This is a genomic window from Sphingobium sp. SJ10-10, from assembly GCF_036038995.2.
Lineage (GTDB): Bacteria > Pseudomonadota > Alphaproteobacteria > Sphingomonadales > Sphingomonadaceae > Sphingobium.
In genome coordinates, this window is record NZ_CP158132.1 from 2,305,647 (window position 1) to 2,320,388 (window position 14,742).

The window sequence follows — 14,742 nt, forward strand, 5'->3', positions numbered from 1 at the left end:
GCAGCCAAGCCCAAAACCCCACCCCAAAAACGGTGAGGCCCGGTCCTGCTTGCGCAGGCCGAGCCTCATTCCCTCTCCAAACTGATGAACGGGATCAGCCGTCGTAGTCGCCGCCGATATTCTGGTTGCGCGGCGGCGCGGCGGCGGTCAGGCGCAGAGCCTCCGCCGACTGGGCGATCGAACCGATTTCGTCCGGCGTATCGTCGTCGTCGATCTGCACCTTCTGCAGCGAGGCGACGAGCGAATCATGCAGATCGACCGGCAGGACGGTTTCCTCCGCGATCTCGCGCAGGGCGACGACGGGGTTTTTGTCGCGGTCGCGGTCCAGAGTCAGCTCTGCGCCGCCCGAAATCTCGCGGGCGCGCTGCGCGGCAAGCAGGACGAGGTCAAAACGGTTGGTAACCTTGTCGACGCAATCTTCGACGGTAACGCGGGCCAAACGGGCGCTCCTGAACCAAGAGAAATCGTGAAAGGCGCGCCTAACAGCGCCCGTATCAAGAGTCAATGAAAAGCCCATAAAGTCGTGGCCAGCCGCCCCAAATGCGGGCATGAACGGAGCATGGCAAGCATCGGGCAGGCAGAGCCGCGGCGTGGCGAGGAGCAGATCGGCCTGTCGCTGCACGCCAACCGCCTGCGCGTGATCGAGGCGGGACCGGCGCTGCGGCAGGCGCTGGTCGACCTGATCGACGGCGCGCATGAGAGCCTAAAGCTCTATTATTATATCTTCGCCGCGGACGGCAGCGGGCAGTTGATCCTCGACCGGCTGGTCGCGGCGCGGGCGCGGGGAGTGGCGGTCACGCTGATGATCGACGCCTTCGGATCGGGGGCGACGCCGCTTGCCTTTTTCGACCCGCTGGTGGCGGCGGGCGGGCATTTCGGCCGCTTCGGTGCGCGCCGCTCGATGCGCTATCTGATCCGCAACCATCAGAAACTGGCGATTGCCGACGACCGGCGGCTGCTGATGGGCGGCTTCAATGTCGAGGATGGCTATTTCGGGATTCCGGCGGAGGATTGCTGGCACGACATCGGGCTGCTGGTGGAAGGGCCGCAGGTGCAGGCGATGGCGAGCTGGTATGGCCAGCTCTGGCGCTGGGTTTCGACGCGCAAGCAGCGTTTCCGCACGCTGCGCCGCATGGTGCGCAACTGGCACAGCCCCCTCCACAGCGTTGCGGGCGAGCCGATGCGCTGGGTGATCGGCGGCCCGACCCGGCGGCTCAGCCCCTGGGCGCAACTGGTGAAGCATGATCTGGAGCGGGCGCGGCGGCTCGACATGGTGGCGGCCTATTTCTCGCCGGGCCGGGGGATGCTGAAACGCCTTGCTTATGCCGCGCGGTGGAAGGGGTCGCGCCTGGTCCTGCCCTCCCGGTCCGACAATGGCGCCACCGTCGCGGCGGCGCGGCTGCTCTATGGCCCCCTGCTCAAGCGCGGGGTGGAGATATGGGAATATCAGCCCTGCAAGCTGCATATGAAGCTGATCGTGGTGGACGACGCGGTCTATATCGGCTCGGCCAATTTCGACATGCGCAGCCTGTTCCTCAATCTGGAGATCATGCTGCGGGTGGAGGATGCGGGCTTTGCTGAAGCGATGCGCGCCTTCATCGACCGGCGCGTCGAGCAAAGCCGGCAGGTGACGCTGGCGACACACCGCGCCCAGCGCAGCCTGCCGACCCTGATAAAGCAGTGGATCAGCTATTTTCTGGTCGGCGTGCTGGATTACACCGTGACCCGCCGCCTCAACTTCCGCAATCCGGACGCCGATTAGGGCGGGGGAGTAAGCCGGTGGCGGAGAGGGAGGGAAACGAACATTTTCTACAAGCCCCTGATTTCATTAAATTATTATAACCGACTCTCTACCAGATGCCCCTTCAAATGCCCCCAATCTTCAAGAGTGAACAAGTAAGCTCGCTTCTGCCGGCTAAAACTGAAGGGACTTCTCGGGCTTCAAGCGTCGGGCGTAGCATGTCCGGCACTGCAAACCACACCTATTTCGTGACCCTCATGGATCAACCGAATAGCGGCTTTCGCGAAGCTTTGGTCCGGAACTTGCCGGGCCGTCGAGGGCAATTCAGCCGATCGGCAGCGCGCCCAGTTCCGCCCAGAAATTCCGAACGCCTCGGAGGACCATGTCTAGGGCAATGTCACCGCTGCGTCGTTTCTGACCAGTTAACCAGCCCTTACCCGTCGAGATGGTCAAGCACCCGCTTGACTAGGGCCCAGGCACCTTCACGACGAGGGTGCCCTTTTGCCCACACGATCCGGTCGATGGCATCCACATCCAGCCCAGGCGCACTTTGCTGGATGACGTGGGCATAATAATCGCTGATTTCGGCTAAATTGCTCATGTTGCTAACCTCCATTCGACCGATCTCGAACCTGAAGGACTCGTCGCCACCCGGCCAAATCTGAATGCTCACCACCATCATATTCCAGATCCCTTCTATCGCCGCGAGGCTCCTGAATTTCATCCTTCGGACGCAATTCACTTCACATCTTCCTGACTTCGATAATAATCGCCTGATGGCCGGTTCCTAGCGGGGCGGAGGCGCGCGCCAAGAGAGAGAACTGGCTTCAGATGCTACATCTCCGGGGTGCTCAGATCAGCTCCAACAGCGCCAACACGAGCCGAAGCGTGTCCGCTCCCGCACGATGCGTGGCGGGTGGCCGCCACGTTGACTCAGCATGGAAGAGCCGCACTCCGTGTTCAGATCATTCCTGCACGCCATCGAGGCCGACGTGGAAGCAGACCTCGACCGGATACGCCTTATGGCGGATCACCAAAGCGGTGCTCCATCCGGAGCGGAGGGGCGGTACCCTCAAGGGAAAGTTCGAACGGGCAACATATGGCACGGGTGCTATCGCGCTGGCTTCTGAGCATTCCAATGGTCAAAATGCGGCTTCAGTTCGTCAGGTAGCTGACCATAAAACGCCGTATCGAGCGGATAATGCGGCATCGTTTGCCAGACCGCGTTGAGTATCGCGATGCCCTGCTTGCGGTCCTTCGGTTTTTTCTGCGGGTTGCGCTCTGGTTTCTTTGCCATCCAAAGCTTTTGAAGAGCAAACCATCGTGGATCAGGGACCACCAGTCGCGCCGCTTCGCCGTCGCGCACGCCGACCACTCGATCGATCGGGCGACCGTAGAGAAGCCATTCCTGCTCGGCGAGAGGAACGGGGCGAGGCTTATCACGCGCAATCTGCCCGCCAATCCGACTGGGAGCCGATAGGATCTCAATTTCATAAGCTTTGGCATTGCGCGCCTGGAACGGGCGTTCGGCATTGACCGAATAGGTCATATCGACCTCCTTGAGGACCTTCCACAATGTCGGCCGGTCTTCATCGGCTTCGATCGCGGTCAGAGCCATATCGAAGTCGATGGTGGTGTCTGGGGCATCGCGTATGAAACCATTTGCCTCCAGCGCGTAGGCGACCAGCGCATTGGTTCCCACGACCATCGCCTGTTCGCCTAAAAAGCGCATGCGATCCGCTTCGCGCAGAATCTTGCCCGCTTCCACCGGAAGCATAGGAAGACGCAGCGCACGGTAGAGGCTCCCTTGTTCTTTGAGGGTGGCCTTGCTCTGTGCAAGACGGTCCTTCAGTTCAGCCTTTTCAGCCTTATATTCGTCGAACTGGACCTGTTTTCCGGCGTCGAGCAGCCCCCTGCTCTTCATATTTCCGAGCCGGTCGGTCACTTCGTAGAGATATTCCCGCCCGGAAACCTCCTTGATCCGCATATTATAAGGCATGTCATTGAGCGTACGCAGGGCCTCCATCCAGACCTGATAAGCCTGCTCGAGATTGACGATCACCCGTGCCTGTTCGTCAGAGAAGGATTGGACCGTCATGCTTTACCCTGCAAATTTAAGATTTTTTGCATATGCGGGGTAAATATACATATTGCAACGTTTACCCAGCGATCTTCGAATGTTGCCATATGCAGGGTAAATTCGATTCTCGGTTAATTCGCTGCGCGCTGCCTATCGGATCAGGAGACGCTCGGTGGTGGGGTAGGAGGCGTCGCCTTGCGACCGCCGCTAGCTCACCCCATGCCGATGACGTTTCTCTTGGGCTATCGGGCAGCTTCGCGGTTCTTCAAGCGCCAAGGCACTCCTGTCTGTGAACTGCAAGCCGCCCATCACGCGGTAGCCTGAGCGTTCGTAAATCTGCCCGGCGGCTACGCGCCAACGTTGGCCGTTCGGGCGGACGGCGATGAGCCCTCGAAGCAGCCGTTCATTCAGACTGCGCTGGCCGTGCAGCGAAACTGCATGCCCGCGGGCGTCAGTTCGGCTTTGAAGATCGTTCTTGTTCGGGCATGCAAGCCTTTCACGACCTCTGCAGCGGCGGTCCGTCGCCGCGCCATTCCTCCAGATTCACGCTGGGGCGCACTCACTCGGCTGCGGGCTTGTCGTGACCGAGACTGGTTGGCCAAACCCTAACAGGCGACGTAGAAAGGTGAAAACGCCGGTCAGTCGGCTCATCGCGCGATGCTAGCCCGTACCTTACTGGCTTCGCTAAAGATCGAGGACCTCGAAGGCGATCATCCGTGAAACCGGCACACCGCCGCATTCTTCAGCCTTGAGGTCGAGCAGTTCCTCAATGATGATACGCCGCTGCCCGAGCAGGCGCCAAGGGTGCATCGTGATAACAGCCTCCCAAGCGAACACGCCCTGCTGCCACACCTGCGCGAGCTCCACGTCGCTGCCCTCGTCCTTTTCCCAACCATATTCGGACGCGCGGTTGTATTCGCTATACTCGGCATGGGCGACAAAACGCGTGCGGCTTTTCGGCAGCGATTGATCGGCCGCATCGGCGATGATGCGCACTTTGTACTGCCGGTCGGCGACACGCGCCGCGCTGATGCTACGGTTGCCGCCGAGCTGGGCCCATTGCGCCAGCGTCCCCCGCGACAGCTCGGCGCCTGGGATCGACAGCGGATTGTAGCGCGCGAGGATCAGGCGGACGAACGGCAAATAAGCCGGCCGGGCCTTGAACTTGAGGTCGACATAGCGTCGATTTTTCTCTGTATCGAGCTGGGGCTCAAGCGCGACAAACTCGACGGGCGCAGCGTAGGCACTCTCGCCCGCCGCGAAATAGCGATCGTCTATCGGCATCAGGCACGAGCGCGGCTCGCCACCTTCGAAGTCTGCCGGGGTCAACATCGCCAGTGGAGCGTTCGCGCGCACCAACGGATCCTGGCCGATGCCCGATTGGCCATCCGTCCGCGCGCTTACGCCAAGTCCATTCGGGGGCGGGTTCACCGTGTCGTCCCGTGTCGGCGGCCCAAACACCACTGCCAGTTGCTCGCCTCGCCGCCAATCCCGCTGCAGGAAGACGCGAAGCGCCCAGCCCTCGGTGCGTTGCGCCACTTGCACATGCGGCGCGCGCACGCGCGAGCGAACGGTCGTCGGCAAGATGAAGTCGACCGCCGGCACCGACGGGTTGGCGGTGCTCGGCACGACGAGCGTGATCGGCGCCCCGGGCAATGGCTTGACGACATTGGCCGCGAAGAATTCGGCGTGGCGCGCATGTGCCACCGGGGTGACCTGGACGACATGCGCTTGCGTGTCCTGGAAATCGAACTTGTTCGATGGATCAGGGTGCGTACCGGACAACCCGATTTGCCCGGTGAGGCCGGCCGAGGTCCGCAGCCGCAGCGGCGAGCCTTTCGGGAAATGCCGCGCCGCCTCGAACGCCAGCGGGTGCGTCGGCTCAAGCGGCACATCGACCTTGGCAATGATTCCCGAGCCCGAACGCTCGTCCCAGCCGGGCTTTTGTGGATCATCAACGCCATCGCGCCATGCGCCTTCGAACGTCAACCGCGACGTTGTCGGCGCATCGACGGTCACGCCCGGATCGAGATAGACGATGTGCGTCTCGCCGCGCCGGCGCGGCACGATTGCCGGCTGGCCGCTGGCCGGCGCGGCCAGCGGCACTTCGCTCGGATGGACCAGCAACAGATCCACCGCAGGCGTCACAGTGTCCGGTGGCTCCGTCCCCTCAATGTCGAAGGCGAACAGCTCGCGGTCGGCGGCGATGACCGAACTGCGCAAACGCAGTCGACGACTATCGCCCTTCGGCAGCGAGACGATGAACTTGCGGCCCTGCCGACGCGCAGAAAACCGGCCGGTCTTCAGGACGATCTCAACCGCGTCGTCTTGGCCGCGCTCGACCGACCCGGCAATCGCCACGCCGCCAAGCGGCTGCTCGATCCCGCCGCCCTCGACCAGCGCGGACACCCCCGACGCCATCGGATCGGCCGCGTAAGGAAATTTGAGCTCGTCGGTGCCCGGCGCGGTCCGGCGCGTGGCCAATGTCATGAGCGCGAAACTCGCGTCAAGCGTCAGCGGATCGAAGACGCCATGCTTCTCGAGCAGATCGGCGGAGCTCCTCGGAGAATAGGCCAAGCGGCGCGAAACGCCCCGACCCTTGCCGACCGCCAGCACCGCCTTGGTCTCGCCGGTAGTCAGCGGTTCCGGCGAGACCACGATCGGTGGTGCGATGGGCTCGTTGCGCAGGAAGCGCTGCGGCTCGGTCTGTACACCAGGCACCGCGTTGGCCAACTTATTAGCGATAGCAAGCGACCAGCTGTTGCCGGCAAGATCGGTCGAGCGGCAGCGGAAGGCATAGCTGTCGCCGAAGCGCAGCTTGGCGAGCGAGCCAGGCGCGACCTTGGCGTCGACACGCCAGCGAACCGCCTGTTCGGGAACGGGTGCCGGCTTCCCTTCCGCGTCTACCCCCACATGCGGCCGCGCCACCGTCAGGCTCCAGCCCATGAAGCCGAACAGGCGCTGCGAGGTCTTGGGCTGGCTTTGGTCGGGCGACCCCGTGGCGACCGTCGAACTGGTCGCCAGCGAAATCATGCCCTCGCTCGGCCCGAACTGGCCGAGGTCGAGGTTCGCGCCGCTCGCGAGGATCGCTGTCAGCTGCTGGTCGCATAGCGAATGCCAGCGATTGGTACGGCTCCAAAACACGTCGACCCGGCAGCCCGCCTCGGTATCGGCCGCCGTCAGGACCGGCGCGTCCGGGTCGGGCAGCGACACGCCCAGGGTCAGCGATTTCCGGTGCAGTTCCGCGATTCGCGCGCCTGTCGCGTTCAGATCCGCCAAGATCTGCTTGTCGTAGAGCGAAAAGCCTGGCGAGGAGAGCGCTGGCGCCGCGTTCGACACATCGCCCGCCGCGATCAATCCGTCCGCGATTTCCTTCTGCGCGCGCGCCGCCGCCATCACCCCATAAGTCGCGGTGTTGAGGTCGTACTGGATGACCCGGATGCGCTCCGGACTGAGTGTGTAGAAGCCGCTCAGCCGCACCTCGTCGGATGCCATGTGCGCGTAGGTCGTGTCGCCGCTCGCGATTGTCTCGTACTTGGACCAAGGCAGCACCAAGTCTCGCGGATCGGCATGAGGCGAGGCGATTTGCGGGGCAACGGCCAGCGCACCATCCGCCGGCAAGCTCGCGCCCGGCGCTAGTTCGACCTCAGCGTCGAGGATCAGCCCGAGATAGCGGTACAGCGCGGGATAATTGCCGATTTCGCTCAAGCGCTGGTCGAAATCGTCGATGCTCGGCTCATCGGCCAGAAGACGCGTAGCGCGATGGTCGGGCAAGTGATAGCGCGCGAAATCCCAGAACACCGAACGCGGCGTGGCGGCACGCGTCTCGAGCGTCCGCGTGATCTCTTCGCTGCCCCACCAGTCGAGCCCGGTGACATTGCCCAGCGACCCAGCCGATTGGCTTGAGATCGCCGGTCGGTAGACATGCGCGATGAAGTCGACGAGCGCCGCGAAATCGAAGCTGAGGATACTGGGCGCGGTCAAGGGCGCGGCCTCCGGCACCGAGACGCGTGTCGCGTCGGGGAGCATCGCCCGCCACAGCGCCTGCGCCGCCGTGGCCGAGGCATAAGGTCGGATGTTGCACTGTCCGACCCTGATCGGCGCGGCGCCGTCGAGTCGGTAGAGGTCGAAGCTCGAGGCGCGAATGATCGTCGGCCAATTCTTGAGCGTCGGGAAATCGGCGAGCGTCGCCCCCGGCGCGTCGGCGGACGGGCTGAGCGTCGTGAAGATCGAAATGCGCGGGTTTGCGGTCCACACCGGCCGTGGTAGGACAGTGAACACGATCTGGGTTTTCATGCGAAGGCCAATCGATAATCGCGCCACTGCGCGGGCGTCATCGGATTCTCGTCGGGCGCGGCAAGCGCGCGCGCCGCAGAAGCGCCGGATCCCGCGAATTCCTTTTCGAAGCGGACCGGCACCTTCTTTTTAAAGAAGCCGATCTTGAAGCTGTAGGTCACGACGACCGCGCCGTGCATCCGCGAAGACGTGCCCACTTGTTCGATGTACAGACCGAGATGATAGTCGATCGCGATCGACAGGAAGCCGAGCACGGTGCCCGAGCCGCCGGCGTGGACGAAGGCGCCATAATCGATCTTGGTCACTTCCAGCGGGCCACCAGGCGCAGGGTTGGCGATGCGCTTTGACGCGTAGCTGAGTCCCCCGAGGATGAACCCGCGACCTTGGACCGGACCTATTTGGAAGGCCTTGTACGCGCCAAAGTTTAGGGCCGCGGCGATACTTTTGACGCCCTCGGCGTCGATCGCCAGGCGAATATGCCCCCCGCCCCCAAAAATTCCGACCGTCACTATGCATGGGTCGTCGGGAGATGACAGGGCGAACCAGAATTCGAGCGGCTTGCCGTCGAACGGAAGGAAGGCGCCCGACACGATCCGGACGTTCTCGAGATTGAAGGCGCCAAGCAGGATCGGCGGTAGGCTGATGCTCGGCAGATTCAGCGTGACGCCCTGAGGGGTCACATGGATCGGGCTGTCGCGGTCAAATTTCGAGAGATAGTCCTGCAGCAGCTTCACGAACGACAGCAATTTGCCGACGAGCTCATAGTCGCCAATATCGATGTCAAAGCGGGTCTTGGCCCTTGACGACGAGACAAAGGTGCAGCGATTTACCTTGAGCCGGACGCCTTGCCCGTAGGCGACCAACTGCAGGTAGAAATTGCTGATCGACGCTTCGAACTGGAACGACGCGCCAAGCGGATCGAAGATTGGCACCACTGCGCTGCCCTTGGCGACGAGCATGGTCGGCACGTCGGCGGCCAATCCCGCCGCGTCGCTGTCCCCCGAAACGAGAAAGATCGGCTCCAGCTCGCCAAATTTGGGCGAGCTTTTGAGCCGGTCGGTCTCCCAGTTGAAACTGTGCTCCCAGTAAGGCAGGCTGTCAGTATATTGCTGAAGCTCAGAGAGGATCGCCGGCACGTTCACGCCGGCGGCTTCGCCTAGAATTTCCTCGAAGATCGACGTTAGCGAGACGCCGCCAAAAATCTTCGCGTCCACGCCGAAAAAGTCGAGCGGGTTGAAACGGCCCGCCGCGAAATCACCGGCGCCGCGCAGCTTCGCTGCTTGCTGACCGAACGGCCCGTTGATCCGGCTGACCCCGCCGACTTTGAACCGCGGCGCGAGAAAGCCGCCCGATTCAGCGGTGCTCCCACCAAATGTGACCTCGGCGGCGGGGCCAGGCCCCGCGACCAGGAACACCTCATTGTGGTTGCCGGCGACCTCGAGATCATAGGGTTCGAACCAGCTCGGTTCGGCCCTAGTGACCGCGTTATTCGCCGAGGCATTACTCAGCCGGGCGGATAATTGTGGGACTTTGGGTTCGAACCCGCGCCAGGGAATTTCTTGGCGCTCATCATGGCGCTCGGCCATCAGGCGGCCATCGAAATCCATCTGGTCGACACCGACCACCGTGCGACCGATGATCGCCGAGGGGCTGGTGGCGACTTGCGCGCCACCAAGGGCCCGGCGCCTGAGCTCGACCGGCGCCGTCCGGTACAGGGCCATCGCCGTGTCAAGCAAGCCGGGCGCCTTCGCCTTGGTGACCTCCATGATGCACAACAGCGGGGCGGTGAACGTGACGCGTTGGCCGTCATGATCGGTGGCGACGAAGCGGAACTCGTACGGCTGGCCGCCGATCGACGGCCAGAAGACGCCTTCGCGCCAATCAGTCACACCGGACAAGTCCCGCGGGTCGTCGAGCGCGGGCGACAATGTGTCGAGCGGCGACAACGCGGTGAATGGCATGTCCCACAAGACGAACTCGCGCGTCGGCTCTTCGAACTTGATCTGGATACGTTGGCGCAGAAACGCCGTCAGCGCGCCCGACGGTGACGCGTTAAGCTTGCGCTCGGTGGTGATCACTACTGAAACTGAAAAGCCGAACGGATAAAGCACGGCGGCGAGCTGGATCTGCACGTATTCGTCGCGCCCCTCAACAGTGCGATGCTCCCAGCTTTTCAAGAATCCCAAATTGGCCGGCGCCTTCCGGTCGAAATCCTTGCGCAGTTTGAGCCAACCACCCTTCGCGGTCAGCAACAGCAGCTCGGGCGCGATAGGCTCGGCGCCGTGCTTTGGCGTGTGCGTCAGCAGGACGAGCTCGCGCCGATCCTTTGGAGATAATGAATTGGTAAAGCAATCCTGGGACGCGGATGTCTTGACATCGGGACTCCATACCGCGCGCAGCGTCGGGCCCAAGTCCGGACTGTTGCCCGTCAACCGGGCATGCCACAATTCCGTCCGTTCGCCGGGTCGCGGCTGCCCGCGCGGGGTCGCCCAACGGTCGGTGTCGCCGGGGGACAGCACCAACCTTGCCGGCAGTTCGATGCTCGTCTCGAACGGCGTTGGTGGCGCGATCGCGGCCTCGTCGCGCGTGCTCGGGACGAGGCGCATGCGCCAGCTCGACCAGTCGAGCAGATTATCGAGCGTCAGCGGGAAGTAGTGATTGGCCCAGTCGATCTCGAAGACGAGGCGCGTCGGCTCAGCCAGCAGCGCGGCGATCGGCGGCTCGCCGGGCAGGTCGGAGTCTAGCGCGTTCTCCTTGAAGGCCCGTTCGAGCACATGCTGCGGGGGGAATTCGACGCGCGCCAGATAGGGCTTGTTGCGATTAATCTTCTTGAGCGAGATCCGGCCCGGCCAGAAGGGCGCTATGCGCGCATTCCAGAAGGTGAAGCGGAGGCGCACCTGGTCTTCGGCGCGGTGCACGAAAAAGTCGATGACCGGTTCACCGGACTGTGGATCGGTTCTTCGCCAATGGGGCGTGGCACAGCCCGACAAGCTCGCCGCGCCCGCCAGCGCCATTCCCCCGAGCATCAGTTCGCGCCGCGTGACGGGAAGCACGCCCTCGGGCTCCTCTCCGTGCTCGCCGCGCCGCGCCATCAGCGTTGGAACCCGGGCGCGTCGGGCTTGGGACAGATGACCGCGTCCTTCATTAGCGGTTGCACGGCGGGGTAAAGCGCCTTGACCGCGACGCTGTCGCTATCGCTGAATGCCCTGCGTTGCCCAATATCACCTTCGGTATGCCCCTGCTTCATGAGCAGCTTGGCGCCAGCATCGGTGAGGGTGACCTTGGGGAAGATCTTCGGATCGCCCTTCAGCGAGTAATGCATTAGCGAGAAGAAGTCGTACTCCCCGCGGCAACGGCCTTCAGGGTCATATTGGTGCGCCCAACGTAGCTGCTGTTTACGAACGTCTTTGTCCTCGGCGGGCGTCGGCAATCTCACATCGAGATACAGATCACGGTCGCCGCGCTTTTGTTCATGGTGCAAACCAACGACATGCAACATCTCGTGCAGCACCCTGTAGGTGTCGCAGCCGTCCGCGAGATTCACGTGCTTGGACGATTGGCCCGCATAGCCAGTGACGTTTGTCTGGCAGCCTTCGCCACCGGCAAAAACGACCAGCGACTTGTATCTGCCCCGCGTGTCGACTTCCTCGAATGTGACGTTGTCCTTGAACTTGTCGTTCCAGATGGCGACCGCGGCGCGAACCCGGGCGGCCATACCCGCTGAAAGCGTCGTGTGTCCGGTGCAACCACGCCCGACCAAGCGCGTAATCAGCGCCAGATCGCCCAGGTTTCCGATGGTCTGCTCGCACACGGTGAACGGGATCTTCCTTACCGGCCAGAGCATCATCGATTTGGTGACGGTGTTCGACGCATTCGCCGGTGGTGCCATGAGGACACCGACCAGAGCGGCGGCGAGCGCGAACCTCATCGCCACGTTGTAACCGTGATCCACATGGCGGTCGCGCATTGCGACGCCCATTCTTCACGAGCCACTGTTGGCATGGCCAAGCCCCTCGTTACCGCGCGGCACCAACAGAACTGAGCAACCGAGTCGAGTCAACTGTGTACAGACTTGAATGCCCCCAATTGGAACTATAGCGACCTGAATTGCCACCGAACCACTTTGATTAGACAGTCACCAGCTCAAGTGCCTGATGTCGATCTGAGAGAAAGCGACATCGCCTGATGTCAGCTTTTGCATAAATTGCCCTTTCAGCTGACAGTCGGTTACCGGCCAAAGCCGGTCGCCCAGAGGTGTTTGGCTACCGCAGAAAGAAAGCGAACAAGGGGTCACGATCGCTCGGAAGGATTGCTGCCGAAAGGCCTGTTGACGATGGCCAGGACTTCTTGGGCTGCAAAGATCCGGTTGCGACTGTAGCCGGTCCGCTCCGACAAGATGCCTGCCTCCATCAGTTGGTTAATTGCGGAAAGGGCCTGCGGTCGCGATACCCCAAGTTTCTGAGCCAGCCGCTTCATAGTGACGACGGGATAGTCGCTAAGGAGGTCCAGTGCCCGCAGTGCAGCGGAGTTCGATCGGAACTTCCTTCGCCCGCGCCACTGTTCCTTCAAGGCATTCAACCCATCCCGCGTTGCGAAGAGTTCTTCCACCGTTCCAGTTATGGCATCGGACAGATAGCCAACGAGCGGTCCCCATTCGAGCCGTTGTTGAGCGATTTTGAGGCCCGAATAATAGCCGTCGCGGTTTGCGGCGATATAGGGTGCGAGATAGAGCGGCACCTGCCCTTCCGCTGCCATCATCATCGGCAGCAAAAGGCGGCCAACACGACCGTTGCCGTCTCGGAAGGGGTGTACCGCTTCGAAATGCGCATGGGCAATCGCCATGCGGGTGATCAGGCTCTGCGTCATCGCCTGCATGCCTTCGCAGCGCATATAGGCGGCCGTATCCTCAAGGCAGGCCCCCACCTGCCCAGGTGGCGCCGGATTATAGGTCGATGTCGAAATATGACCCGTACCGCCGATCCAGACCACGATATTGCGCAGCGCCCCTGCCGAATCAGGATATTCCGGGTCGTGCTGCATCGCCTCGTGGTGGAGTTCCTGGATCATCTGCACTGTAAAGATGTCGATGCCCTCGGCTGCAGCACGAGGCAGGAGGCGATCGAGGGTCAGCGCATAGTCCCGTACCTGACGGGCGGCGTCGCGCGCGTCGTCATCCTCTTCCTCGATTGTCAGGAGTTCGTCGAGCGTGCTGTTCGTGCCTTCAATGGCCGAGCTGTCGACTGCTTCGCGACGGCTCAGCGTACGGCTGATAATATAGGGGTCCGGCAGGCTCGCCGCGAGAGCTTCGGCACGTCCGAGCATAGCGAGCGCTCGTTCATGTGCGGGCTGCGCTGATCCCAGCGGCAGGGCTGATTCTGGAGGCGGAAGCGGCAGGACACCATAGTGACTGGCATGAGGTTCAGGATAACGGACAAGCCGCTCGCGAACTGCATGCGCGAGATTGTTTCTGTTCATTAACCCTTACCATAAGACCTTAAAACATAGCCATAGTAAGGTTTAATGGCAAAAACCTCAATAAGAGAAGGCGCGCAATGCGCTTAATAAGGGATTCACCCGGAAACTGCCTCAATGCCGGCACCATTCACCTCCGACATATCCGGACGCATCACGGTCTTAGCCGCCAGGGACGTCTTCATCGTTCATCACAACATCCTTCCATCGCGAAGACTCTTATAATTTCCTTTGCCCTTTTAGACCAATAGCTGATCGTCCAGATATTGCCGAGTGACAAAAAGGTCCGCGACATTGCCCAATGGCACCTAAACGCCTCCAGAGTGCGCGGCGCGGCCTAACAGATTCATCACGCGATCTGCACCAGCCTTGCGGGAGACCGCACAAACGATTGGCGACTCGCCGCCTAGCATGGGATGGGGGTGGCGCATGAACTCATGCAAGTTCGATGCATCGGCGCAATTGGACGATGCAAATTCAAGAACCCGCAAAATTCGTTCCCCGACGATCTGTCGGCTGCCAACTTCATTTCCAACCGGAGGACCAAAATCAATCTCGTCCGGCAGGTTTTCTGGGCCGATGTTGGCGATCAACTCATCGAGCAAATTCCGTTTTTCGTCAGCCATTGCGTCACTCCTCCATTCGTCCAACGTGCCGCAATGTCGCTGTTCATGCAGAAGCCGATCACTGCCCGGTAATCGCGACTTCCTCCAAAATGGCTTGGGCGAGCAGGGGCGAAGATCTGACAAGCTGCTGCAGTTCGCGTATCGCACCATCTTCTAGCCCATGCGCATATTCACCGTCTGCCCAAGGACGATCGAGGTGGCCGGGAGAAGGTACGAAAAAACATATCGCACCGCTGTCGTTAGTCAAAATCTGCACACCATAATGCGCGAGCCTTTCCATAAGGAGACGAGCAAGCGTCTTGTGCGCTTCTGCGCTTTGTCCAAAGTTGTTCACGTTATGTTTACTCATTGATTCTGCACCAATATCTTCTCCGTTGGATCTGAATAGGCGGCGCGACAAATTTGGACGCAGCAGAATTCTTCCTAGCCGCTGACCTGTGCTCGACATTCCCATCACACACGCGCGAGAGCAAAGCGGACATGCAAACGAAAGGGCGCGCCGAAACCGCCGCGCCCTTCCTTTGCTA

10 protein-coding genes are annotated in these 14,742 nt (G+C 61.7%); 1 reads left to right on the forward strand and 9 read right to left on the reverse strand.

Going from position 1 to position 14,742, the window contains the following annotated elements; genetic code table 11:
- Positions 1–94: 94 nt before the first annotated feature.
- Positions 95–439, reverse strand: coding sequence for a DNA-directed RNA polymerase subunit omega (rpoZ, locus tag VVT58_RS11225; protein ID WP_007688625.1), 345 nt, complete (start codon positions 437–439; stop codon positions 95–97).
- Positions 440–559: 120 nt separating this feature from the next.
- Between rpoZ and VVT58_RS11230 the strand changes: the two genes are divergently transcribed.
- Positions 560–1,762: a phosphatidylserine/phosphatidylglycerophosphate/cardiolipin synthase family protein gene (locus VVT58_RS11230; protein ID WP_327753173.1), complete on the forward strand. Its 1,203-nt coding sequence runs from the start codon at positions 560–562 to the stop codon at positions 1,760–1,762.
- A 412-nt stretch (positions 1,763–2,174) separates the two neighbouring features.
- Here the strand turns inward: VVT58_RS11230 and VVT58_RS11235 are convergent, their stop codons facing one another.
- The 8 genes from VVT58_RS11235 to VVT58_RS11270 all read right to left on the reverse strand — a co-directional run bounded on the left by VVT58_RS11235 (position 2,175) and on the right by VVT58_RS11270 (position 14,564).
- Positions 2,175–2,423 carry a hypothetical protein gene (locus tag VVT58_RS11235; RefSeq protein ID WP_327753174.1) on the reverse strand — a complete coding sequence of 83 codons (249 nt, stop codon included), beginning with the start codon at positions 2,421–2,423 and terminating at the stop codon, positions 2,175–2,177.
- A 429-nt stretch (positions 2,424–2,852) separates the two neighbouring features.
- On the reverse strand, positions 2,853–3,839 hold the full coding sequence (locus VVT58_RS11240) for a GSU2403 family nucleotidyltransferase fold protein (protein ID WP_327753175.1): 987 nt from the start codon (positions 3,837–3,839) through the stop codon (positions 2,853–2,855).
- A gap of 666 nt (positions 3,840–4,505) precedes the next feature.
- Positions 4,506–8,117: a hypothetical protein gene (locus VVT58_RS11245; RefSeq protein WP_327753176.1), complete on the reverse strand. Its 3,612-nt coding sequence runs from the start codon at positions 8,115–8,117 to the stop codon at positions 4,506–4,508.
- Entirely contained in the window at positions 8,114–11,209 is a 3,096-nt protein-coding gene (locus VVT58_RS11250) for a hypothetical protein (protein WP_327753177.1), read from the reverse strand. Before VVT58_RS11250 ends, VVT58_RS11245 begins: the two co-directional genes overlap by 4 nt.
- Positions 11,209–12,084 (reverse strand): M12 family metallopeptidase, encoded by an 876-nt coding sequence (locus VVT58_RS11255; protein ID WP_327753178.1) that lies wholly within the window; start codon positions 12,082–12,084, stop codon positions 11,209–11,211. The genes VVT58_RS11250 and VVT58_RS11255 overlap by 1 nt, the downstream gene beginning before the upstream one ends.
- Before the next feature lie 323 nt (positions 12,085–12,407).
- The gene (locus VVT58_RS11260) at positions 12,408–13,592 is read right to left on the reverse strand and encodes a Fic family protein (protein ID WP_327753179.1); all 1,185 of its coding nucleotides are present in this window, start codon (positions 13,590–13,592) and stop codon (positions 12,408–12,410) included.
- A gap of 305 nt (positions 13,593–13,897) precedes the next feature.
- The gene (locus VVT58_RS11265) at positions 13,898–14,215 is read right to left on the reverse strand and encodes an MbcA/ParS/Xre antitoxin family protein (protein ID WP_327753180.1); all 318 of its coding nucleotides are present in this window, start codon (positions 14,213–14,215) and stop codon (positions 13,898–13,900) included.
- 58 nt (positions 14,216–14,273) lie between these two features.
- Entirely contained in the window at positions 14,274–14,564 is a 291-nt protein-coding gene (locus VVT58_RS11270) for a hypothetical protein (RefSeq protein ID WP_327753181.1), read from the reverse strand.
- Between the last annotated feature and the right edge of the window lie 178 nt (positions 14,565–14,742).

Bases quoted from the DNA above. Each gene is read 5' to 3' on its own strand.
- VVT58_RS11240 (WP_327753175.1), bottom strand. From the start codon at position 3,839: ATGACGGTCCAATCCTTCTCTGACGAACAGGCACGGGTGATCGTCAAT.
- VVT58_RS11270 (WP_327753181.1), bottom strand. From the start codon at position 14,564: ATGAGTAAACATAACGTGAACAACTTTGGACAAAGCGCAGAAGCGCAC.
- VVT58_RS11265 (WP_327753180.1), bottom strand. From the start codon at position 14,215: ATGGCTGACGAAAAACGGAATTTGCTCGATGAGTTGATCGCCAACATC.
- VVT58_RS11255 (WP_327753178.1), bottom strand. From the start codon at position 12,084: ATGCGCGACCGCCATGTGGATCACGGTTACAACGTGGCGATGAGGTTC.
- VVT58_RS11230 (WP_327753173.1), top strand. From the start codon at position 560: ATGGCAAGCATCGGGCAGGCAGAGCCGCGGCGTGGCGAGGAGCAGATC.
- VVT58_RS11250 (WP_327753177.1), bottom strand. From the start codon at position 11,209: ATGGCGCGGCGCGGCGAGCACGGAGAGGAGCCCGAGGGCGTGCTTCCC.
- VVT58_RS11245 (WP_327753176.1), bottom strand. From the start codon at position 8,117: ATGAAAACCCAGATCGTGTTCACTGTCCTACCACGGCCGGTGTGGACC.
- VVT58_RS11235 (WP_327753174.1), bottom strand. From the start codon at position 2,423: ATGATGGTGGTGAGCATTCAGATTTGGCCGGGTGGCGACGAGTCCTTC.
- VVT58_RS11260 (WP_327753179.1), bottom strand. From the start codon at position 13,592: ATGAACAGAAACAATCTCGCGCATGCAGTTCGCGAGCGGCTTGTCCGT.